General features: G+C 72.3%; 15 protein-coding genes. 9 read left to right on the top strand and 6 right to left on the bottom strand.

What is annotated here, in order from left to right:
• The first annotated feature begins 8 nt into the window (after window positions 1-8).
• From IE118_RS22080 to pssA, 6 genes are all read left to right on the top strand, one after another.
• Window positions 9-2036, top strand: a complete 2028-nt coding sequence (locus IE118_RS22080) for an ethylmalonyl-CoA mutase (protein WP_189559725.1) — start codon at window positions 9-11, stop codon at window positions 2034-2036.
• Window positions 2033-2995: an HpcH/HpaI aldolase/citrate lyase family protein gene (locus IE118_RS22075; protein WP_189559724.1), complete on the top strand. Its 963-nt coding sequence runs from the start codon at window positions 2033-2035 to the stop codon at window positions 2993-2995. Before IE118_RS22080 ends, IE118_RS22075 begins: the two co-directional genes overlap by 4 nt.
• Before the next feature lie 5 nt (window positions 2996-3000).
• Window positions 3001-3513, top strand: a complete 513-nt coding sequence (locus IE118_RS22070; RefSeq protein ID WP_189559723.1) for a MaoC family dehydratase — start codon at window positions 3001-3003, stop codon at window positions 3511-3513.
• A gap of 3 nt (window positions 3514-3516) precedes the next feature.
• Entirely contained in the window at window positions 3517-4722 is a 1206-nt protein-coding gene (locus IE118_RS22065; RefSeq protein WP_189559722.1) for an acyl-CoA dehydrogenase family protein, read from the top strand.
• A gap of 170 nt (window positions 4723-4892) precedes the next feature.
• The gene (locus IE118_RS22060; RefSeq protein WP_189559721.1) at window positions 4893-5549 is read left to right on the top strand and encodes a phosphatidylserine decarboxylase; all 657 of its coding nucleotides are present in this window, start codon (window positions 4893-4895) and stop codon (window positions 5547-5549) included.
• A gap of 22 nt (window positions 5550-5571) precedes the next feature.
• A complete protein-coding gene (gene pssA, locus IE118_RS22055; protein ID WP_189559904.1) occupies window positions 5572-6390 on the top strand; it encodes a CDP-diacylglycerol--serine O-phosphatidyltransferase in 819 nt (272 codons plus the stop codon).
• 107 nt (window positions 6391-6497) lie between these two features.
• Here the strand turns inward: pssA and IE118_RS22050 are convergent, their stop codons facing one another.
• Both IE118_RS22050 and IE118_RS22045 read right to left on the bottom strand, forming a co-directional pair.
• On the bottom strand, window positions 6498-10103 hold the full coding sequence (locus IE118_RS22050) for an NACHT domain-containing protein (protein WP_189559720.1): 3606 nt from the start codon (window positions 10101-10103) through the stop codon (window positions 6498-6500).
• A gap of 252 nt (window positions 10104-10355) precedes the next feature.
• Window positions 10356-11525, bottom strand: a complete 1170-nt coding sequence (locus IE118_RS22045) for a glycerate kinase (protein ID WP_373303211.1) — start codon at window positions 11523-11525, stop codon at window positions 10356-10358.
• Window positions 11526-11671: 146 nt separating this feature from the next.
• Here IE118_RS22045 and IE118_RS22040 point away from each other — a divergent pair, with 146 nt between their 5' ends.
• The 3 genes from IE118_RS22040 to IE118_RS22030 all read left to right on the top strand — a co-directional run bounded on the left by IE118_RS22040 (window position 11672) and on the right by IE118_RS22030 (window position 14152).
• The gene (locus IE118_RS22040) at window positions 11672-12754 is read left to right on the top strand and encodes an ADP-ribosylglycohydrolase family protein (protein WP_189559719.1); all 1083 of its coding nucleotides are present in this window, start codon (window positions 11672-11674) and stop codon (window positions 12752-12754) included.
• 110 nt (window positions 12755-12864) lie between these two features.
• Window positions 12865-13368 (top strand): NUDIX domain-containing protein, encoded by a 504-nt coding sequence (locus IE118_RS22035; RefSeq protein WP_189559718.1) that lies wholly within the window; start codon window positions 12865-12867, stop codon window positions 13366-13368.
• 58 nt (window positions 13369-13426) lie between these two features.
• Window positions 13427-14152: an SIR2 family NAD-dependent protein deacylase gene (locus IE118_RS22030; protein ID WP_189559717.1), complete on the top strand. Its 726-nt coding sequence runs from the start codon at window positions 13427-13429 to the stop codon at window positions 14150-14152.
• 3 nt (window positions 14153-14155) lie between these two features.
• On the opposite strand, the gene IE118_RS22025 is transcribed toward IE118_RS22030, so the two are convergent.
• The 4 genes from IE118_RS22025 to IE118_RS22010 form a co-directional block, all read right to left on the bottom strand.
• Complete coding sequence (locus IE118_RS22025) at window positions 14156-14638, bottom strand: methylated-DNA--[protein]-cysteine S-methyltransferase (RefSeq protein ID WP_189559716.1); 483 nt, start codon at window positions 14636-14638, stop codon at window positions 14156-14158.
• 21 nt (window positions 14639-14659) lie between these two features.
• Window positions 14660-16180, bottom strand: a complete 1521-nt coding sequence (locus IE118_RS22020; RefSeq protein WP_189559902.1) for an AlkA N-terminal domain-containing protein — start codon at window positions 16178-16180, stop codon at window positions 14660-14662.
• A 190-nt stretch (window positions 16181-16370) separates the two neighbouring features.
• A complete protein-coding gene (locus tag IE118_RS22015) occupies window positions 16371-17225 on the bottom strand; it encodes a DUF72 domain-containing protein (protein WP_189559715.1) in 855 nt (284 codons plus the stop codon).
• A 40-nt stretch (window positions 17226-17265) separates the two neighbouring features.
• Complete coding sequence (locus IE118_RS22010) at window positions 17266-21177, bottom strand: glycoside hydrolase family 2 TIM barrel-domain containing protein (protein ID WP_189559714.1); 3912 nt, start codon at window positions 21175-21177, stop codon at window positions 17266-17268.
• Window positions 21178-21341 lie beyond the last annotated feature (164 nt).

Raw genomic sequence — 21341 nt, 5'->3', positions numbered from 1 at the left:
GCCGGGACATGACAGAGCGGCAGAAGGACCGTCCGTGGCTCATGCGGACGTACGCCGGCCACTCGACGGCCGAGGCGTCCAACGAGCTGTACCGGCGCAACCTCGCCAAGGGACAGACGGGTCTGTCGGTCGCCTTCGACCTGCCGACCCAGACCGGCTACGACTCCGACCACGTCCTCGCCCGCGGCGAGGTCGGCCGGGTCGGGGTGCCGGTCGCCCACCTCGGTGACATGCGGCGGCTGTTCCAGGACATCCCCCTGGAGCAGATGAACACCTCGATGACGATCAACGCCACCGCCATGTGGCTGCTGGCGCTCTACCAGGTCGTCGCCGAGGAGCAGGGCGCGGACGTCACCAGGCTCCAGGGCACGACCCAGAACGACATCGTCAAGGAGTACCTGTCCCGGGGCACCCACGTGTTCCCCCCGGGCCCCTCGCTCCGCCTGACGACGGACATGATCGCGTACACGGTCTCCCACATCCCGAAGTGGAACCCGATCAACATCTGCAGCTACCACCTGCAGGAGGCCGGGGCCACGCCGGTGCAGGAGATCGCGTACGCGATGTCCACCGCCGTCGCCGTGCTCGACGCGGTGCGCGACAGTGGCCAGGTGCCGCAGGAGCGCATGGGCGACGTGGTCGGCCGCATCTCCTTCTTCGTCAACGCCGGCGTCCGGTTCGTCGAGGAGATGTGCAAGATGCGCGCCTTCGGCCGCATCTGGGACCGGGTCACCCGCGAGCGGTACGGCATCGAGAACCCCAAGCACCGCCGCTTCCGCTACGGCGTCCAGGTCAACTCCCTCGGCCTGACCGAGGCGCAGCCGGAGAACAACGTCCAGCGGATCGTGCTGGAGATGCTGGCCGTCACCCTCTCCAAGGACGCCCGCGCGCGCGCCGTGCAGCTGCCCGCCTGGAACGAGGCCCTGGGCCTCCCCCGCCCCTGGGACCAGCAGTGGTCCCTGCGCATCCAGCAGGTCCTCGCGTACGAGAGCGACCTGCTGGAGTACGACGACATCTTCGAGGGCTCGAAGGTGGTCGAGGCGAAGGTGGAGCAGCTGGTCGCCGACTCCTTCGCGGAGATGGAGCGGATCGAGGAGATGGGCGGCGCGATGGCCGCCGTCGAGTCGGGCTACCTCAAGTCCCAGCTGGTCTCCTCGCACGCCGCGCGCCGCGCCCGGATCGAGTCCGGGGAGGAGAAGATCATCGGTGTGAACGCCTTCCAGGGCACCGAGCCCAACCCGCTGACCGCCGACCTGGACACCGCGATCCAGACCGTCGACCCGGCGGTGGAGGCCCGTGTCATCGCCTCCCTGCAGAACTGGCGTGACAGCCGCTACCAGCCGCCCTTCAACCACCCGCGCCCCTGCAAGGCGCTGGAGAAGCTGAAGGAGGCCGCGCGCGGCACGGACAACCTCATGGAGGCCACCCTGGAGTGCGCCCGGGCCGGCGTCACCACCGGCGAGTGGGCCGGGGCGCTGCGCGAGGTGTTCGGCGAGTTCCGGGCACCGACCGGTGTCTCCTCCGCCCCGGTGGCGGTCGCCGCCGAGGAGGGCTCGGCCCTGTCGGAGGTCCGCCGCAAGGTGGACCTGACGGCCAGGGACCTGGGCGTGGGCAAGCTGCGCTTCCTGGTCGGCAAGCCGGGCCTGGACGGACACTCCAACGGCGCCGAGCAGATCGCCGTGCGGGCCCGCGACGCCGGGTTCGAGGTGGTCTACCAGGGCATCCGGCTCACCCCCGAGCAGATCGTGGACGCCGCCCTCGCCGAGGACGTGCACGCGGTGGGCCTGTCCATCCTCTCCGGCTCGCACGCGCAGCTCGTGCCGGACGTGCTCGAACGGCTCCGGGTGGCCGGTGCCACCGACATACCGGTGATCGCCGGTGGCATCATCCCCAGCGGTGACGCCGAACAGCTGCGGGCCGCCGGAGTGGCCGCGGTCTTCACCCCGAAGGACTTCGACATCACCGGGATCATCGGCCGCATCGTCGACGAGATCCGCAACGCGAACAAGCTCGACCCCTTGGAGGTCCCCGCATGACCACGGTCAACCGCCTTCGCCCCCGCCGCTCCTGTCTGGCGGTCCCGGGAAGCAACCCGCGCTTCCTGGAGAAGGCCCAGGGCCTCCCGGCGGACCAGGTCTTCCTCGACCTGGAGGACGCCTGCGCCCCGCTGGCCAAGCCCGAGGCGCGGCACACCATCGTGAAGTTCCTCAACGAGGGCGACTGGACCGGCAAGACCCGCGTCGTGCGCGTCAACGACTGGACGACCGAGTGGACGTACCGGGACGTCGTGACGGTCGTCGAGGGCGCCGGCCCGAACCTCGACTGCATCATGCTGCCGAAGGTGCAGGACGCCCAGCAGGTCGTCGCCCTGGACCTGCTGCTGACCCAGATCGAGAAGACCATGGGCTTCGAGGTCGGCAGGATCGGCATCGAGGCGCAGATCGAGAACGCCCGCGGCCTGAACAACGTCAACGAGATCGCGCAGGCCTCCCAGCGCGTCGAGACGATCATCTTCGGCCCGGCCGACTTCATGGCGTCCATCAACATGAAGTCGCTGGTCGTGGGCGAGCAGCCGCCCGGCTACCCGGCGGACGCCTACCACTACATCCTGATGAAGATCCTGATGGCCGCCCGCGCCAACGACCTCCAGGCGATCGACGGCCCCTACCTGCAGATCCGCAACGTGGACGGCTACCGCGAGGTCGCCCGGCGCGCCGCGGCCCTCGGCTTCGACGGCAAGTGGGTGCTGCACCCCGGCCAGGTCGAGGCGTCCAACGAGATCTTCTCGCCGTCGCAGGAGGACTTCGACCACGCCGAGCTGATCCTGGACGCGTACGACTACTACACGTCCGAGGCCGGCGGCAAGAAGGGCTCGGCGATGCTCGGCGACGAGATGATCGACGAGGCCAGCCGGAAGATGGCCCTGGTCATCTCCGGCAAGGGGCGTGCGGCCGGCATGCGGCGCACCGGCAAGTTCGAGATCCCGGAGGGCTGAGCGCCATGCAGTTCGGACGCACGTACGAGGAGTTCGAGGTCGGCGCGACGTACAAGCACTGGCCGGGGAAGACGGTCACGGAGTACGACGACCACCTGTTCTGCCTCCTCACGATGAACCACCACCCGCTCCACATGGACACGAACTATGCGGAGAAGACGACGGACTTCGGCAAGAACGTCGTCGTCGGGAACTACGTCTACTCGCTGCTGCTCGGCATGTCGGTCCCCGACATCTCCGGCAAGGCCATCGCCAACCTGGAGATCGAGTCGCTCAGGCACGTGGCGCCGACCTTCCACGGCGACACGGTCTACGGCCAGACGACCGTGCTGGACAAGTGGCCGTCGAAGTCGAAGAACGACCGCGGCATCGTGTACGTGGAGACCACGGGCTACAAGCAGGACGGCACGCTGGTCTGCGTGTTCCGCCGCAAGGTGATGGTGCCCACGGAGACGTACATCAAGGAGCGCGGCGGCGAGCAGCCGGGCCGCCCGGAACCGAAGCAGCAGGAGAAGTAGGCCATGGCCCGTCTCGCCCAGACCGCCGGTCTGACCGACGTCCAGCAGGAGATCCTCTCCACCGTCCGCGACTTCGTGGACAAGGAGATCATCCCGGTCGCCACCGAACTGGAGCACCGCGACGAGTACCCGCAGGCGATCGTCGACGGCCTGAAGGAACTCGGCCTGTTCGGCCTGATGATTCCCGAGGAGTACGGCGGTCTGGGCGAGTCCCTGCTGACGTACGCCCTCTGCGTCGAGGAGATCGCCCGGGGCTGGATGTCGGTCTCCGGCATCATCAACACGCACTTCATCGTGGCCTACATGCTCAAGCAGCACGGCACGCAGGAGCAGAAGGACCACTTCCTGCCCCGCATGGCGGCCGGCGACATCCGCGGCGCCTTCTCCATGTCGGAGCCGGCCCTCGGCTCCGACGTGTCGGCGATCACGTCGAAGGCGGTGAAGGACGGCGACGAGTACGTCCTGAACGGCCAGAAGATGTGGCTGACGAACGGCGGGACGTCCTCCCTCGTCGCCGTTCTGGTGCGCAGTGACGAGGGTCACCCCGAGGGCACGGCGCCGCACAAGTCGATGACGACCTTCCTGGTGGAGAAGGAGCCGGGCTTCGGCGAGGTCCGCCCCGGCCTGACCGTCCCCGGCAAGATCGACAAGATGGGCTACAAGGGCGTCGACACCACCGAGCTCATCATGGACGGCCTGCGGATTCCCGCCGACCGGGTGCTCGGCGGGGTCACCGGCAGGGGTTTTTACCAAATGATGGACGGCGTCGAGGTCGGCCGGGTGAACGTCGCGGCCCGTGGCTGCGGCGTCGCTCAGCGTGCCTTCGAGCTCGGCGTCCGGTACGCCCAGCAGCGTCACACTTTCGGCAAGGCGATCGCCCAGCACCAGGCCATCCAGTTCAAGCTGGCGGAGATGGCTACCAAGGTGGAGGCCGCCCATGCCATGATGGTGAACGCAGCGCGCAAAAAGGACTCGGGAGAACGAAACGACCTTGAAGCAGGGATGGCGAAGTACCTCGCCTCCGAGTACTGCAAGGAGGTCGTGGAGGACGCCTTCCGGATCCACGGCGGCTACGGCTTCTCCAAGGAGTACGAGATCGAGCGCCTCTACCGTGAGGCCCCGATGCTGCTGATCGGTGAAGGCACCGCCGAGATCCAGAAAATGATCATCGGCCGTCGACTGCTCGAAGAGTATCGATTCCAGGGCTAGATGTCCGGGTACGGGGTGTTTTCTTGGAGAAGAGGATCACACCCCGTATGCACTCTTCAGCCGTCGACTTGGTTGCCTGGCTTACCCAGTTGCGGCCGGAAGCCGCTACGATCGCCGGAAAGCCGCCGTCCCCCGCAGTTGCGCGGCATCATCCGCTACGAAGGTCATCCATGCCCCACAGCCAAACCTCTGCACCTCGCGACAGCCTCGCCGGCGTACGCCTCGCGCGCGGAGCCTCGCCGTGGCTCCTGCCGACCGTCGCCACCGCAGCCGTCAGCCTGCTCCGTGCCCGCCGCTCGGGTGCCGCGAAGGCCGTCGCCGTCCCCGCCACCGCCCTGGCGGCGGGGATGCTGTGGTTCTTCCGCGACCCCGAGCGCGAGATCGCCCGGGGCAGGGTCATCTCGCCCGCCGACGGTGTGGTGCAGAGCATCATGCCGTGGAAGGACGGGCGCACCCGCGTCGCGATCTTCATGAGCCCGCTCAACGTCCACGTGAACCGCGCCCCGCTGGCCGGCACGGTGACCTCCGTCGAGCACATCCCCGGTGGCTTCGTTCCCGCCTTCAACAAGGAGAGCGAGAACAACGAGCGGGTGGTGTGGCACTTCGACACCGAGCTCGGCGACATCGAGATGATCCAGATCGCCGGCGCCGTCGCCCGCCGCATCGTCCCCTACGTGCCCCAGGGCACCAAGGTCGAGCAGGGCGAGCGCATCGGTCTGATCCGCTTCGGCTCGCGCGTCGACATCTACCTGCCCGAGGGCGTGGAGGTCGACGTCGAAGTGGGTCAGAAGACCGTGGCTGGGGTGACTCGCATTGACCGTGGTTGATCCGGAGACACAGGCCGGCTGGGTGCCCGAGGCCGACGAGGCGGACGACGAGGAGGAGATGCCCCTCTCGCTCCGCCTGTCGATAGCGGACACCCTCACCCTGGGCAACGCCACCTGCGGCTTCATGGCGGTGTACTTCACCACCACCGGCATCCTGATCCCGCACCTCCAGGGCAGCCAGGAGACCGGCATGGCCCGCCACAGCGCGGCCACCGCCGTCATCCTGATGCTGTGCGCGGCGGTCTTCGACCTCTTCGACGGCCTGGTGGCGCGCAAGCTGCGCTCGTCGCCGATGGGCGCGGAGCTGGACAACCTCTCGGACCTGATCAGCTTCGGTCTGGCGCCGGCGTACTTCGTCCTGGTCTACGGCATGGTCGCGGACGACGCGCACCAGAGAGTGGCCGCGGTCGGGGCGATCGTGGTGCTCCTCGCGGTGGTGCTGAGACTGGCGCGGTTCTCCTGCGTCACGGTGAAGGACGGCACCTTCCAGGGCATGCCGTCCCCGTTCGGCGCCCTGACCGTCGTGTCGATCGTGCTGCTGGAGCTGCCGTTCGTGGCGACGCTGCTGGCGATCCTCGGCACGGCCTGGCTGATGGTGAGCCGGGTGGAGTACCCGAAGCCGCGGGGCCGCCTCGCGGTGGCCATGCTCTCCTGGATCGTGCTGTCGATGGGTCTGCTGGCGGCGTGGGCGTTCGACGCGCCGAGCGGCCAGCTGCTGCTGCAGACGGGCTGCGCGCTCCAGCTGGTGATGGGCGCGGTGATCCCGCTGTTCGCCACGGCCCGCCGGGTGAACAACTTCCGCGACAACCGCCGCGAGGCGAGGGCCGCGCAGCTGCCGTAAGACCGGTACGCCCCGAGGGGGCCCCGGACCCGGGCCGGGTCCGGGGCCCCTTCTTTGGTCACCGGCCGTCGCTCACGTCCCGCAGTGCCCCCGCGTCACCGCGGGTGTCAGAGGATCTGCTCGTCCTCCGCGGGGGCCTTGCGCTTCCGGTGGGCCATCACCTCCCAGAAGGCGTGCAGCTCCCGCACCGGGATGCTCACCCACGGCGCCGTGCGCCGGGTGACGGCCGGCAGGTGCCAGCGGTGACGGCTGTGCAGGAGGGCCTGCTGCTGCCGGCAGAACGGCTCGTCGATCTCCTTCTGCGTCCTCCTCGCCTTGGGCGGGTACGGGCACAGACGGAAGGTGCAGGTCGGCAGGCAGGTGGAGCCCGGCTCGTCCCGGTCGACCCGGCCCACGCTGCGCTCCGGGTGGAGCGGGCCGCGGTCGTGGGTGAGACAGGGCGGCAGGGTGTTCTTGTTCGCGCGTTCCAGGCGTTCCTCGATGTCGTCCGGGCTGCCCTCCCGCTCGGTGAGGTTGAGCATGATCAGGGCGTCGGCGAGCAGGCGCTGCGCCCGGGGGTGCAGGCTCGTCCAGCCGGACGACGGTGCGATCCACAGGTTGTGCTTGCGGTAGCGCTCCGGGTCCGCCGGCGTGGAGCCGACGTTGCCGATGGCGCCGTGCTCGTCGATCCAGAGGAACTGCTCCGGGTGTCCCGTCTCCAGCGCCAGGGTCACCAGATCGCCCGCCTCGGCGACGAAGGGGTGGAGCATCCTGCCGCCGGCCCCGTGCCCGTCCGGCCGGCCCGCCCGGGCGGTCCCGGCGATGGTGAGCCACCGGGTGACCGCCCGCACGGGCTCGACGGAAGCGGCCGGCGCCGCGGGGGCGTCCGTGCGCCCGGCGGTGTCGGGCAGCTCCCACAGGCACAGGGCGTGCAGGAGGCTGAGCTGCGAGTACCAGGAGCGGCTGGAGACGAGCATCCGCTCGGCCTGCTTCATCAGGTGTGCCCGGCTCTCCTCGTAGGCGTCCGGATGCCGCCTGCGCCGGTTCGCCGCGTTCTTGAAGCCCTGGGCCATCGCGTTCTCCATGGACAGCGGCAGGTCGGGCTCGCCCGCCCCCGGGGGTGGCGGCCCGGTGCCGGCCCCGCCGGCCGTGGTGGTCAGGTGCCGCAGCCAGAGGTCGAGGCGTTCCTTCGTCTCGTCGCGGTACTTCACGGAGACGGACGCGACGTACATGGGGACCAGCCAGGCCCGCAGGGCGAAGTGACGCCACTGGGTGGTGCGGCGCCGCTCGTGTTCCCGCACGAAGCGGGCGCGTTCCCGCTCCCGGCGTTCCACCGCCCCGGGATCGGCGGCGCGTCCGGCGTCCACCTCCGCGAGCCAGGCGGTGTAGTCGCGGTTGAGCTTCCGCTTGGCCTCGTGGCTCCAGTCCAGGTACTGGTGCACCGGGTCGGTGTCGAGCGGGAAGAGCTGCCGCACGGCCTGGAAGGAGGCGTCCCCGCCGGCGGCCATCTGATGCGCGATCGCCGTACGGACCGCGTGGGACGACTCGTGCGTGCCGATCCTGAACAGCTGCTCGTAGGGAAGGGGTGGCGGCGGGTCCCCCTCCTCCGTTCGCGGGCCGCCCTCCCTCCGGCGGCGGTCGCGCTCGCGCAGCGCGGCGCCGAAACGGCGCACCAGCCCCAGTTTCGCGTCCTCCACCGTCCGCTGGTCGCCCCTGATCTCCAGGTCCGCCCACTGCTCGTCCAGGTCACGGGCCAGCGCGTCCTGGAGCGGCGCCGGATCCACGCTGTCGATCTCCAGAGCGGCGGCGTACAGGTCGAAGTACTTCGCGTCGTGCCGGTTCGCGGCGGCCCCGGTGAGCAGTTCGGCGAGCCTCGGTGGTGTGTCCTCCCCCCGGGGCGGACACCGGTCGCGGCCCGGCCCGGCGCCCCGCCGGGCGGCGGTGGACGCCGCCCGGTGGCGGGACAGCAGCACCAGGGCGATGAGCAGCTCGCGGGACGGGCCGGGGCTGTGCAGGGCCGGTTCGACGACGTCGGCGACCCGGTCCTCCCCCACCTCCGTCAGCAGGCGGTGACCCAGATAGGCCTGGACGATGCTGTGGGGGAACCGGACCTTGTTCTCGAAGCCCTTCACCAGTCCGAGGAGCTGTCCGTTGGCGGCGTACCTCGCCAGCTCGGTGTAGCACTCGGTGGGGTAGTCCAGCGGGTTGCCCCAGGACGACGACTCGTGCACCTTCCGGGCCAGTACGTCCCACAGGGCCTCGCGCTGGGCCGGGCAGACGACGGCACGGACGGCGTCCCGCCAGTTGCAGGCGGGCGCCTCACCGGGCGGTTCCCCGGTCTGCCGGCGCTCGCGCAGGTCGTTCAGGTGGGCGCCGACGAAGTCGTCGAACGACACCTCGAGGCTGTCCTGGAGCAGCCCCAGGCAGGCCAGTGCCGACACCACCCACAGGGTCTCGCGCCGTTCCTCACGGTCCATCACCAGCTTGTCGCAGATGAGGCCGTCCTCCAGGGCCCGGCGGTAGGTGTCGAGGAGCCACAGCCTGATGGTCGAGCAGTCGTTGCTGCGCGTGTTCAGCCGGCCGTCGTCCTTGCGCAGCGTCAGGTGCTCCAGCAGTCCGCGCTCCTGCAGCAGGCGGGCGATCCGCAGGTAGATGGGCGAGTCGGAGACCTCGGCGGTCTCCACCACCCAGTCCAGCCGGCGTTCGTCCGCCCCGCTCGGTTCCCGGACCAGGTACTCCAGGGCCGCCTCCTCGCTGAGCGGTTCGAGGTCGGTGATCGCGGCCCTGGTGCCCTCCAGGGGGGCGTGCGGACGCGAGGCGATGACCAGGGGCAGTCTCTGACGGTCCGCCCGCTCTATCGCCCGCCGGATGATGTTGTCGCGGTCCTCCCGGTACCGCTCGTCGAGGAGGGCCTCCTCGAGGCCGTCGGCGATGACCACGGCCTTGTCGTCCAGCCGGAGTTGCCGCCACGCCTTGTCGATGTTGCCGACGGCGAACACGCCCTGGTCGGCTTCCTCGGCGAAGCGGCGCCGCGCCATCTTCTCGAAGTCGAGCTCACCGTCCCCGTCCATGTCGCGCAGGCGCAGGGGCACGGGGACGGCGGACTGCTGCGCCAGCATGCGGGTGAGTTCCACGAGCACGGCCGTCTTGCCGACGCCGACCCCGCCGACGAGCAGGTAGGGCTTGCGGGTCTTGCGGTTGCGCAGGGTCTGGGCCATCACCTGGGCCAGTTCGCGGCGGCCGACGATCCGGTCGACGAGCGTTCCGGCCGTGGGGACCAGGTCGTGCGGTCGCGTGCGCGCCTTCCTGATCAGCGGCCGCTTGGCCTTGTGGTACCAGTACAGGAGGAAGAAGGCGAGGATGAGCGCCCCGGTCAGCACGGGGCTGACGAAGCCCAGGACGGTGGTGAACCACGCGGCCTTGCGCACGCCGTTGAACCACGACTTCTCGTCCTGCGAGGAGTCGTACGCCGACAGCGCCACATAGGTCAGCAGCATCGCCGTCCCGAGGAAGGCAAAGGCGCGCAGCAGCCTGCCGAGGGACACCCGCCAGGGGTGCCAGCTGCGGTTCGGGACGATGCTCCGGCGCGCCTCCCTGCCGGTCCTGAAGGAGCGCCACCGTCTGCCCACCGCCTGCGCGGTGCGCCGCAGCCACCGCCTCGGGTAGAGCGTGTACCAGGCGGTGTTCCGAGGCCGCTCCCTGCCCTCCGGGTTGCGGATCACCTTGGTGGGCATGGCGTGGTTCCCTCCGTGCTGCGCCTTTCGGCGAGACGCCGCGGGACGCCGGAAGTCGCAGCGGCCGGGTGGTGACGCCGCTCCGTGTCGGCGAGGACGTCTGGGACGTCTGCCTGCACGTGTGCCTTCGTCTCCACTAAACCACTGCTGGGAGCGACCGCAACCCGGTCCCGGCCCGTGGGCGGGGGCCGTGGCCGGCCCGCCCGGTGAGGCCGCGTCAGGTCCGGACGGGGCCGCCGGACCCGCCCCGCGTCAGAGGAGGAAGTCGCGGGCGACGCGCTCCGCCGTGCGTTCCAGGATCGGTCCCGCGTCGGCGATGCACCGCGCCACGTCCGGCTCCAGGTCCGTCAGGGCGTAGGCCCGCCGGATCCCCGCCCGGCCCAGGACCTCCGGCGGCAGCGCCAGCCGTCCGCACACCGCGACGACCTCCTTGCCGGCGGCGCGGGCCGCGGCGGCGACACCCGCGGGGGCCTTGCCGTGCAGGGTCTGCTCGTCCAGCGAGCCCTCGCCGGTGATCACCAGGTCGGCCCGCTCCAGCGCCGGCGCGAAACCCAGCACGTCCAGCATGACCTCGATGCCCGGCCGGAACCCGGCGCCCAGCAGCAGCGCCCCGAACCCGACGCCGCCCGCCGCCCCCGCGCCGGGTGACAACGCGTGCTCCGCCGCCCGCGGCCCGGCCGCGCTCTCCAGCACCTTCACGAAGTGTGTCAGGGCCGCGTCCAGCCGCTCCACGTCCTCCGGCGACGCGCCCTTCTGCGGCCCGTACACGGCCGGCGCTCCCTGCGGACCGGTCAGCGGATTGTCGACGTCGCTGGCCAGGACGAAGCCCACCGACCCGAGACGCGGGTCGAGGCCGGACAGGTCGGCGGACGCCAGCTCGGCGAGCCCGCCGCCTCCGGGCCCCACCGGCTCGCCCCCGGCCGTCAGGAACCGGGCCCCCAGTGCCGACAGCATGCCCGCGCCGCCGTCGGTGGTGGCGCTGCCGCCCACCCCGAACACGATGGTCCGCGCGCCCGCGTCCAGCGCGGCCCGCAGCAGTTCCCCCGAGCCGTACGTCGACGCCGTGAGCGGCGCGAGGACGCCCCCCGGCAGCCGCTGGAGCCCGCTGGCCTCCGCCATCTCCACGACGGCGGTGCCGTCCCGCAGCGCGTACGCCGCGGTCACCGGGTCCCCGGCGGGACCGGTGACGCGCACCTCGCGCCGTTCGAACCCGGCCGCGACCGCCGCGGCCACCGTGCCGTCGCCGCCGTCGGCCACGGGGAGCGCCTCGACCGCCAGGTCCGGCACGACCCGGCGCAGCCCGGCCGTCACCCGCCCGGCGACCTCGACGGCCGTCAGCGATCCCTTGAACTTGTCCGCGGCGACGAGCACCCGTGGTGCCGATCGCGCCGTACGCGTGCCGCTTGCTGCAGCGTCCGCCACTTGTGTTCCCCTCGCTCCTCCTGGCCCCGCCCACCTGCCGGGGCCGTTCGCGCCGCTGTGACCCTAACCGGCGCGCACGGCCGCCGCCATGGCCCGCCCACCCCGTGGAACGGCGCGGACGGCCCGGAACCGGGTACACCGGATGCATGACCGCTACGACCGCCGTGGGCACGGAGTCAGGACTCGCCGACCGCATCCTGGGAGGCTGGCTGGGCCGGATCGCGGGCAACATGCTCGGCAAGCCGGTCGAGCAGGGCGAGGTGTGGACGCGCGCCCGCATCGACCGCTACCTGCGCCGCGCGGACGCCCTCCCCCTGACGGACTACCTGCCCGAGCCGCCGTCCGAGAGCGAGGCGCGCGACCTGCGCCCCGAGTGGCGGGCCTGCGTCCGCGGCCGGGTCCGCGGCAGCTGCCGCGACGACGACGTCGACTACGCGGTCCTCGGTCTGCACCTGCTGGAGACGCACGGCTTCGGGTTCAGCACCGAGCAGGTGGGCGACCTGTGGCTGCTGCGGCTGCCGTACCTCCAGACGTTCACGGCGGAACGGGTGGCCTACCGGAATCTCGCCAACGGACTGAGGCCCCCGCTGACGGCCACGTACGACAACCCGTACCAGGAGTGGATCGGCGCCCTCATCCGGGCCGACGTGCACGGCTGGACCTCGCCGGGCGCTCCGCGCCGCGCCGCCTCGCTGGCCCGCAGGGACGCGGTGCTCTCCCACACCGGCAACGGCGTGTACGGCGCGATGTGGGCGGCGGCGCTGATCTCGGCGGCGTTCACGGCGCCCACCGTGCGGCACGCGCTGGAGGAGGCGCTGGGGGTGATCCCGGCGGGCAGCCGCCTGGCCCGCACGGTGCGCCGGGTGGCCTCCCTGCACGGGGCGGGGCTGGCCTGGGAGGAGACGCTCACGACGCTCGAGGAGGAGACGGCCGGCCTGGGCTGGATCCACACGGTCCCGAACGCGGCCGTGCTCACCGCCGGTCTGCTGTACGGCGACGGCGACTTCACCCGCACGATCGCCCTGACGGTGCGCGGCGGCCTGGACACCGATTCCAACGGGGCGACGGCGGGCTCCGTGGCCGGGGTGATGTGCGGCGCCCCGGCGATCCCGGCGCGCTGGACGGACCCCCTGCGGGACACGGTCCGCAGTGCCGTCTTCGGCTTCGACGGGGTCCGCGTCAGCGAGCTGGCGGAGCGGACGCTGCGGCTGGCGCGGGCGGAGTCCTGAGGCACGGCGTACGCGCACCCGGCGTGTGCGCCGCCCGGTGCCGGTCGCGGGACGGCGTGTGCTGCCGTGCGCCCGGACGGGGCGTCCGCCGGCCGCCGTACCCTTCCGGCATGACCACGACTCAGCCCCTGCAGGACTTCGCCGCCTACATCGCCTCCCTCCCCCGTGTCCTCGCCGGCGCCGGGGCCCTCTTCCGCGACGCCGGGGGCCGGGTGCTGCTCGTCGAGCCGAACTACCGGGAGGGGTGGGCGCTGCCCGGCGGGACGATCGAGTCGGACGAGGGGGAGAGCCCCCGCGAGGGGGCGCGGCGGGAGACGGCGGAGGAGATCGGCCTCGACCGGGAGCTGGGCGCGCTGCTGGCGGTGGACTGGGTGAAGGGGCCGGGCCGGCCTCCGCTGGTGGCGTACCTGTACGACGGCGGTGTGCTGGACGAGGAGGAGCTCGGGTCGATCCGGTTGCAGGAGTCGGAGCTGCTGTCCTGGCGGCTGGTGCCGCGCGGGGAGCTGACCGGCCATCTGCCCGGCTCCCTGGGCCGCCGGGTCCTGGCCGCGCTGGACGTCCTCGCCGACGGCTCCGGCACGGCGGAACTGGAGAACGGGTACCGGGTGGGCTGAGTGGCCGTCCGCCGATATCCGCTCGCCGGCCGGGCGGCGCGGCTTCTACCCTCGGCTCATGGGCAAGCCTCTCGTCGCTCTCCTCAGCGGTGCCGGTGTCAGCACCGACTCCGGCATCCCGGACTACCGCGGGCCGAACGGCCTGTGGCGCCGCGATCCGGAGGCCGAGAAGCTCGTGACGTACGAGTACTACATGGGCGACCCGGAGATCCGCCGCCGGTCGTGGCAGCTGCGGCGCGAGACCCTCGCGCTCGCGCCCGAACCCAACGCCGCGCACCGGGCGGTGACCGAGCTGGAGCGGTCCGGGACGGCGGTCCGGGTGATCACCCAGAACGTGGACGGGCTGCACCAGCGGGCCGGCATGCCGGACCGCAAGGTGCTCGAACTGCACGGCAGCGTACGGAGCGTGGTGTGCACCCGGTGCGGTGCGCGCGGTTCGACGGAGGACGCCCTCGCCCGGGTCGAGGCCGGTGAGGACGATCCGCCGTGCCGGGACTGCGGCGGCATCCTGAAGCCGGCGACGGTGATGTTCGGCGAGCGGCTCGACCCCGTGGTGCTCGCCGAGGCGGTGGCGATCACCAAGGCCTGCACGGTCTTCGTCGCCGTCGGCACCAGTCTCCAGGTCCATCCCGCCGCCGGTCTGGCGGACGTGGCCGCCGACCACGGGGCCCGTCTGATCGTCGTCAACGCGGAGCCGACGCCGTACGACGAGCGCGCGGACGAGGTGATCCGCGAGCCGATCGGGACGGCACTGCCCGGGCTGCTGCGCCGGATCGCGGCCTGAGGTCTAGAACAGCGCCGTCCCGCGTTCGAAGTCCAGCAGGCGTCGCTTGCGCTCCAGGCCGCCGCCGTAGCCGGTGAGGCCGCCGCTCGCGCCGACGACCCGGTGGCAGGGGACGATGATGCCGACCGGGTTCCGGCCGTTGGCCAGACCGACCGCGCGGGACGCCTTGGGGTTGCCCAGGGCGTCCGCGAGCTGCCCGTAGGTCCGCGTCTCCCCGTAGGGGATACGGGCCAGCTGCTCCCAGACCTGCCGCTGGAACGGTGTGCCCCGCAGCCGCAGTGCCACCGTGAACGCCCGCAACTCCCCCGCGAAGTACGCCGCGAGCTGCTCCTCCGCCTCCGCGAAGCCCGCGTCGTCGGCGACCCCGAACGTCTCCTCCGCCGGCCGGTGGCGCTGGTCGGTCATGTAGAGCCCGCACAGGACCCCGTCGTCCGCGACGAGCGTCAGCGGGCCGTAGGGGCTGTCGATCACGGTGTGCTGCTTCATCGGCTGTGTGTCCTCGGTTTCTCAGACGGGGAGGAAGTTGATCGGGTGGCTGTCGGTCGCCCACAGGTACTGCACCGCGTACGCCCGCCAGGGCCGCCAGGCCGCCGCGCGGGCGGTGAGGACGGCCGGGGTGGACGGCAGGCCGAGCTCCCGGGCGGCGCGGCGGATGCCGAGGTCGGTGGGGAGGAAGGCGTCCGGATCGCCGAGCGCCCGCATGGCGACGACGTCGGCCGTCCACGGTCCGACGCCGGGGAGAGCGAGGAGCAGGGCCCGGGCCTCGGCCCAGTCGCTCTCCGCGCCCAGGTGCAGATCACCGTCGGCGAGCCGGCGCACCAGTGTGGTGAAGGTGGTGCGCCGGGACCGCGGCATGGCGAGGGTGCCGGGGTCGAGCGCGGCCAGTGCCTCCGGGGACGGGAAGAGGTGGGTGAGGCCGCCTTCGGGGTCGTCGACCGGTGTGCCGTGCGCGGTGACCAGGCGGGCCGCGTGGGTGCGGGCGGCGGCCGTGGACACCTGCTGGCCGAGGACGGCCCGGACGGCGAACTCCGCCTCGTCCACCGTGCGCGGCACCCGGCGGCCGGGCGCCTTGTCGACCAGGGGCGCGAGGACCGGGTCCGTGCGGAGCTGGTCGTCGACGGCGACCGGGTCGGCGTCCAGGTCGAGCAGCCGGCGGCAGCGGCTGATGGCGACGGTGAGGTCGCGGAGGTCGGTGAGCGTGAGGCGGCAGGCGATGTGGTCGGGGTGCGGGGCGAGCGCCACGACGCCGTGCCCGTACGGCAGCCGCAGGGTGCGCCGGTAGGCGCCGATGGGGGTACCTCCCATGCCCATAGGGCTGTGGGGGAGCCATTCCTCCACGCCGGGTACGGCGGTGGCGGCGAGGTGACCGAAGAGGTTGTCGGGGTTGAGCGGCGTGCGGAACGGCAGCCGGAGGGACAGCGCGCCGGAGGCGGCGCGGGACCGGGTGTCGCTCGGGGTGGCACGCGGGGTGGCGCGGGTGCGCAGGTCGGTCGGGGAGAGGGCGAAGACCTCGCGCACGGTGTCGTTGAAGGTGCGCACGGAGGCGAATCCGGCGGCGAAGGCGATCTCCGCCATCGGCAGGGCGGTCGTCTCGACGAGCAGCCGGGCGGTCTGGGCGCGCTGGGCGCGGGCGAGGGCGAGGGGGCCGGCGCCCAGCTCGGCGAGCAGCTGGCGTTCGACCTGCCGGGTGCTGTAGCCGAGCCGGGCGGCGAGGCCGGGGACGCCCTCGCGGTCGACGACGCCGTCGGCGATCAGCCGCATGGCGCGGGCCACGAGGTCGGCCCGGTGGTTCCACTCCGGCGAGCCGGGGCTGGTGTCGGGGCGGCAGCGTTTGCAGGCGCGGAAACCGGCCTGCTGGCAGGCCGCGGCACTGGGGTGGAAGACCATGTTCCCGGGTTTGGGCGGCACCACCGGGCAGCTGGGCCGGCAGTAGATCCCGGTGGTCAGGACGGCGGTGAAGAACCAGCCGTCGAACCGCGCGTCCTTCGACCGCACGGCGCGTACGCAGCGCTCGGTGTCGGTGTGCATTCCCATCCGCATGCCTCAAGGATCGGGCACGGCGGAGCCCGCGGTCTGGCGAGAATCCGACATCGACGTGCCGCGTACTGCGGCGGCCCGGATCGCACGGTGGCCCGGATCGCACGGCGGCCGGGCTCCGCGGCCGGGTTCCGCGGCCGGGCTCCGCGGCCGGCAGAGGAGCCCGCGTCCCGGGAGACGCTCAGCGGTCCGGCCGGGTGAGCAGGCCGCGCATGGTCTCGGCGGCGCGGACGGCGGCGTCCGCGCAGCAGTTGTTGAACAGGACGTGCAGTTCGCCGGCCCGTCGTGCCGCGCGCCGCAGCCGGGGCACCCAGGCGGCGAGTTCGCTCACCTCGTAGTCGTGGCGGAAGCGGTCCTCCTTGCTGCCCCTCCCCCAGGCCGGGCTGCGTCCGTGGAACCGCACGACGGCGAGCCCGGGCCGGCTGACGGGCGCGAGGGGCGGCAGGGAACCGGTGAGTCCCTGCGCCATGTCCACGCCGACGGCGGTGGCGCCCAGGGCGGACAGCAGCGCGCGGGTGTCGTCGGCTCGGTCGGCCCCCCACCACGCCGGGTGCCGGAACTCGACGGCGAGCGGCCAGCCGGCCGTACGCCGCGCGCAGTCCTCGAGGGTCCGCTCGGCGGTGGATCCGGGCGCGAACCAGGGCGGGAACTGGAACAGTATGGTGCCCAGCCGCCCGGCGGCGCGCAGCGGCTCGACCGCGTCCGCGAACCTCTCCCACACCTCGTCCAGCAGCGCGTCGTCCACGGCCCGGCCCCGCAGGTCAGCGGGCAGTGCGCGCTGCGGTGTGGGGTGGCCGGTGAGCAGGGAGAACGCCTTGACGTCGAACCGGAACCCGTCCGGTGTGCGCTCCACCCACAGTTCGCTGTTGCGGCGGCGGGGCAACGCGTAGTAGCCGGAGTCCACTTCGACGACGGGCAGCCGGGAGGCGTAGTGCCGCAGCCGGCCCTCGGCGTCCCGCCGTCCGCGCGGATACCAGCCGCTCGTGACGAGTTGACGGTCCGTCCACGAACATGCCCCGACCAGAATGTCACCCATGGGAGCCCGGATACCCCGGGCTCCGGCGGGTGTGACCTCCTCATTCGGTCGCGGTGGGCCGGCGTGCGGCCGCCGTCGCCGCCTTCACGTCGGTCAGCGGGCGCAGCCGGTAGGTGTAGGCGTAGTCGCGGTCGGCGAAGAGCTTGTACTCGTCGTGGGTGTGGGCGCCCCAGCTGTCGTCGCCGCCCACGCCCATCTGCCGGTGGTTGACCCGCAGGACGACGGCGTCCCGCGGGGTCAGCTGGTAGTCGTGGCGGACCCCGGCCGACAGGTCCTCCGGGGTGAAGTGCGAGGCGTTGATCTCCAGGAGGGGTTCGCCCGACACCAGCAGGCCGCGTCCCCGGCCGTCGGTCAGGGCGGCCCAGCGGACGTCGGTCTTGTTGCCGTTCTCCTGCGGGCGGATGTACGGGGTCCACTGGCCGGCCACGGTGGAGGTGTACCGGCCCACGTCGGTGCCGGTGTTGCGGTCCCAGTGGTTCTCCTCCGGGCCGCGGCCGTAGTAGTGCAGGCGGTCCAGGCGGCGCGGCAGGAACAGCAGGGTGCCGACCTCGGGGAGGTACGGCAGGGTCGCGGCGCCCGGGTGGAGGGTGTTGTCGACCTTGATCTCGCCGTTGCCGAAGACCGTGTACCGCGTGGTGTAGGTGGAGGCGACGGTGGTGGGCAGGGTGCCGCGGACCGTGATCGCGACGGCCCGGTCGCCGAGGACCCGTACGGCGACGTCCGTGACCTCGCGCCGGGCGCCGGCGTCGCGCCAGGTCCGGTTGCGCAGGTGCTGGCCGTTGCCGCGGTCGTTGTCGGTGGGCGCCCGCCAGAAGTTGGGCACGGGGCCCGAGGTGACGAGGGGGATGCCGTGCGCCTCGTAGGAGGTGAGGGAGCCGCTGGTCCTGTCGACGGTGACCGAGAAGTCCCTGCCGGTGATCCGGATGTCCTTCTCCCGCTCCTCGTGCCGCAGTTGCGGAACGCTCCGCAGGGGCGCCGGTGTCACGGCCGGGCTGCCGGCGTCGAGCGGGAGCTGCTGCCGGGCCACCTCGAAGCCGGCCTCCGCCCACTTCGTGGACTCCTTCGTGGTGAAGGCGAGGTGGAGGAAGTACTCGGTGCCCGGCTCCGGGTCCGCGGGGAGGCGTACGGGCAGGGTGATGTCCTTGGTGGACCGCGGGGGCACGTCGAGCTGGTCCCGGGTGAGCCGTCCGCGCCGTACGACGTGGCCGTCGACGGCGAGTTCCCAGCGTCCGTCGAGGTCGTGCAGGTGGGTGAACAGGTATTCGTTGGTGAGGGTGACGTCCCCCGGCCGGGCGCCCGGGGCGGCGTGGATCGCCTGGTAGACGCGTTTGACCTCGGCCGCCTTGCCGGTGTGGGCGCGGTCGGCGGTGACGATGCCGTCCGCGACGAACGCTCCGTCGTTGGGGTTGTCGCCCCAGTCGCCGCCGTAGGCGAGGAACGTCCTGGCGGCGGGACGCTTCCGCTCGGTCCGGACGGTGGCGGCGTCGAACCAGAACCGTACGCCGTCGTCGCCGGGCCCGCGGCCGTCGTCGGCCAGTTCGGCGGCGGTGAGGGCGCGGGCGTAGACGCGGGCGCGGCGGAGGGTGCCGCTGAACTCGCGGGTCTGGTTGTCGGCGTCGGAGGCGAGGGAGAGGGGGGCCGTGTTGCTGCTGGGCCGCCGGTCGGTGGCGCGGGTGGCCCGCAGCGCGCCGTCGGCGTACAGACTCAGGGTCCCGGCGTCGGCGTCGAAGACCCCGGCGACGTGGTGTTCGCGGCCGGTCCAGCCGTCCGGCAGCGTCCAGTTGGCGGCGATCCACTGGCCGTCGGCGTGGATGAAGAACTCCAGCCTGCGGTCGGTCTGTTTCAGCGCGTACTGGGTGTCGCCCTTGGCGATGACGGGCTGGTGGTAGCCGAGCACGTCCGGGGTGATCCAGGCCTCCAGGGTGAGGGAGCCGGTGAGGTCGAGGCTGTCGTCGCGTTCGAAGACCGTGATGCCGGACAGGCCCCGGTCGCGGTCGAGGGTGCCGCGGGTGGCGAGGATCTCGCCGCGCAGGCCGGCCGGGCCCGACTCGGTGAGCAGGGTGCGGGCCGGGACCGGCGTGTGGAGGGACTGGTCGGCGAAGTCCCAGATCCAGCCGCCCTGGAGGACGTCATGGCGGCGGACGACGTCCCAGTACTTCCGGAAGTTTCCGTTGGAGTTCCCCATCGCGTGGGAGTACTCGATCATGACGTACGGGCGGGTGTCGGTGGTGTCCCGGGCGCGCTCCTCGACCCGTGCCGGGCTCTCGTACATGCGGGAGCGGATGTCGCTCACGCCGGGGCGGTCGTCGCCCTCGTACTGGATGACGCGGGTGGGGTCGTAGGAGCGGATCCAGTCGTGCATCGCGGTGAAGGTGCTGCCGCCTCCGGCCTCGTTGCCGAGCGACCAGATGACCACCGAGGGGTGGTTCTTGTCGCGGTGCACCATGTTCCGGGCGCGGGCGACGCAGGCCGCCGTCCACCCGGGGTGGCTGCCGGGGTACTCGGAACGGATGCCGTGGGTCTCGAGGTTGGTCTCGTCGACGAGGTAGAGGCCGTACTCGTCGGCGAGTTCGTACCACAGCGGGTTGTTCGGGTAGTGCGAGGTGCGGACGGAGTTGATGTTCGTCCGCTTGATGAGGCGGATGTCCTCGACCAGGTCCTCGCGGGTGAGGGCGGTGCCGCGGGCCGGGTGCATCTCGTGGCGGTTGGTGCCGCGGAACGAGACGGGCCGGCCGTTGATCCGCATCAGCCCGTCCCGGATCGCGAACTCGCGGAAGCCCACCCGGTGGGACAGAATCTCCACCACCTCGCCGGCCGGGTCGCGGAGCCGGAGGACGGCCGTGTAGAGGTACGGCTGCTCGGCCGACCACAGCCTCGGCGCGGCCACGGCCTTCGAGGCCCGCACGGTGACGTCCGCTCCGGCGGGGGCCGCGGCGAGGTCGGCGGTCTGCTGGAGCGGGCGGGACCAGACGGCGTGGCCGCGCGCGTCGTACAACTGCGTTTCCACGGTGTACCGGCCGCTCCCGGCCTCGCCGACGGCGCGGACGCTCGCGGTGACCGCCAGCTCGGCGGCCGAGTAGCTGTCGTCCAGCGGGGTGTCCAGCTTGAAGTCGCGCAGGTGCACGGCCGGGACGGAGTAGAGGTGGACCGGGCGGAAGATGCCGCTCAGCCGGATCATGTCCTGGTCCTCCAGCCAGTCGCCGTCCGCGTAGCGGTACACCTCCACGGCGATCTGGTTGGTGCCGGGCTTCAGACGGTCGGTGATGTCGTACTCGGAGGGCGTGTAGGAGTCCTCGTCGTAGCCGACGAGTTCGCCGTTGATCCACACGTAGTGGGCGGACTTGACGCCCTCGAAGTGCAGGAGGGTGCGGCGGCCCGCCCAGTCGCGCGGGACGGTGAAGGTGCGCCGGTACTGGCCGACCGGGTTGTAGCGGGTGGGGGCGGCGGGCGGCTGGGGGTCCTCGCCGCGTCCGTTGGGGCCCCAGTAGGGGTAGGTGATGTTCAGGTAGATCGGGAAGTCGTGGCCGTGCAGCTGCCACACGGACGGCACCGGGAGGGTCTCCCAGTCGCTGTCGTCGGTGTCCGTGCGGTGGAAGTCGGGGTCCCGGTCGTCGGGGCGGTCGGCGTAGGCGAACTTCCAGGTGCCGTCCAGGCTCAGCCGGTAGGGCGAGCGGGTGCGGTCGCCGGCGAGTGCCTGACTCAGGTCGGCGTACGGCATGAGCGTGGTGTGCGGCGGCTGGGTGCCGACGGTGAAGACACCGAAGTCGTTCCACTCCGGGGGCGCGTCGGCCGCGGCCCGCCGGCCGGCCGCCGCGTGCGCGGCGCCCGGCGGGCTGGACAGGGCGAGGGCGCCGAGGACGGCGGCGCCGGACTCCAGGAGACGGCGGCGGCTGACGACCGGCCGGGCGGGGCGGGTGGGCCGGTCGGCGGGAGACACGTGGGGGTGCGGCATGGACCGTGGCCTTCCTCGGTACGACAGGGCGCTGCGCGGACTGAGGGCGCGTCGGATCCCCCCGTCGCCGCGTCGCCGGGCGGGGGACGGTGCTCCGGGGAGGAACCACGACGGTTGGTGACGGAGCGACTACTGAGCCAGCCACACCCTAGGACTCGAACACA

This window comes from Streptomyces pilosus (genome assembly GCF_014649835.1).
Lineage (GTDB): Bacteria > Actinomycetota > Actinomycetes > Streptomycetales > Streptomycetaceae > Streptomyces > Streptomyces pilosus.
Note: the sequence above shows the minus strand (reverse complement) of the source record. Positions and strands in the feature narration are given on the sequence as shown.

What these genes read in the sequence shown, in the direction of transcription:
- IE118_RS22015 (WP_189559715.1), bottom strand. Translation starts at nt 17,225, where the DNA reads ATGGGTGACATTCTGGTCGGGGCATGTTCGTGGACGGACCGTCAACTC.
- IE118_RS22010 (WP_189559714.1), bottom strand. Translation starts at nt 21,177, where the DNA reads ATGCCGCACCCCCACGTGTCTCCCGCCGACCGGCCCACCCGCCCCGCC.
- IE118_RS22025 (WP_189559716.1), bottom strand. Translation starts at nt 14,638, where the DNA reads ATGAAGCAGCACACCGTGATCGACAGCCCCTACGGCCCGCTGACGCTC.
- IE118_RS22065 (WP_189559722.1), top strand. Translation starts at nt 3,517, where the DNA reads ATGGCCCGTCTCGCCCAGACCGCCGGTCTGACCGACGTCCAGCAGGAG.
- IE118_RS22070 (WP_189559723.1), top strand. Translation starts at nt 3,001, where the DNA reads ATGCAGTTCGGACGCACGTACGAGGAGTTCGAGGTCGGCGCGACGTAC.
- IE118_RS22020 (WP_189559902.1), bottom strand. Translation starts at nt 16,180, where the DNA reads ATGCACACCGACACCGAGCGCTGCGTACGCGCCGTGCGGTCGAAGGAC.
- IE118_RS22080 (WP_189559725.1), top strand. Translation starts at nt 9, where the DNA reads ATGACAGAGCGGCAGAAGGACCGTCCGTGGCTCATGCGGACGTACGCC.
- IE118_RS22075 (WP_189559724.1), top strand. Translation starts at nt 2,033, where the DNA reads ATGACCACGGTCAACCGCCTTCGCCCCCGCCGCTCCTGTCTGGCGGTC.
- IE118_RS22060 (WP_189559721.1), top strand. Translation starts at nt 4,893, where the DNA reads ATGCCCCACAGCCAAACCTCTGCACCTCGCGACAGCCTCGCCGGCGTA.
- IE118_RS22050 (WP_189559720.1), bottom strand. Translation starts at nt 10,103, where the DNA reads ATGCCCACCAAGGTGATCCGCAACCCGGAGGGCAGGGAGCGGCCTCGG.
- IE118_RS22040 (WP_189559719.1), top strand. Translation starts at nt 11,672, where the DNA reads ATGACCGCTACGACCGCCGTGGGCACGGAGTCAGGACTCGCCGACCGC.
- IE118_RS22030 (WP_189559717.1), top strand. Translation starts at nt 13,427, where the DNA reads ATGGGCAAGCCTCTCGTCGCTCTCCTCAGCGGTGCCGGTGTCAGCACC.
- IE118_RS22035 (WP_189559718.1), top strand. Translation starts at nt 12,865, where the DNA reads ATGACCACGACTCAGCCCCTGCAGGACTTCGCCGCCTACATCGCCTCC.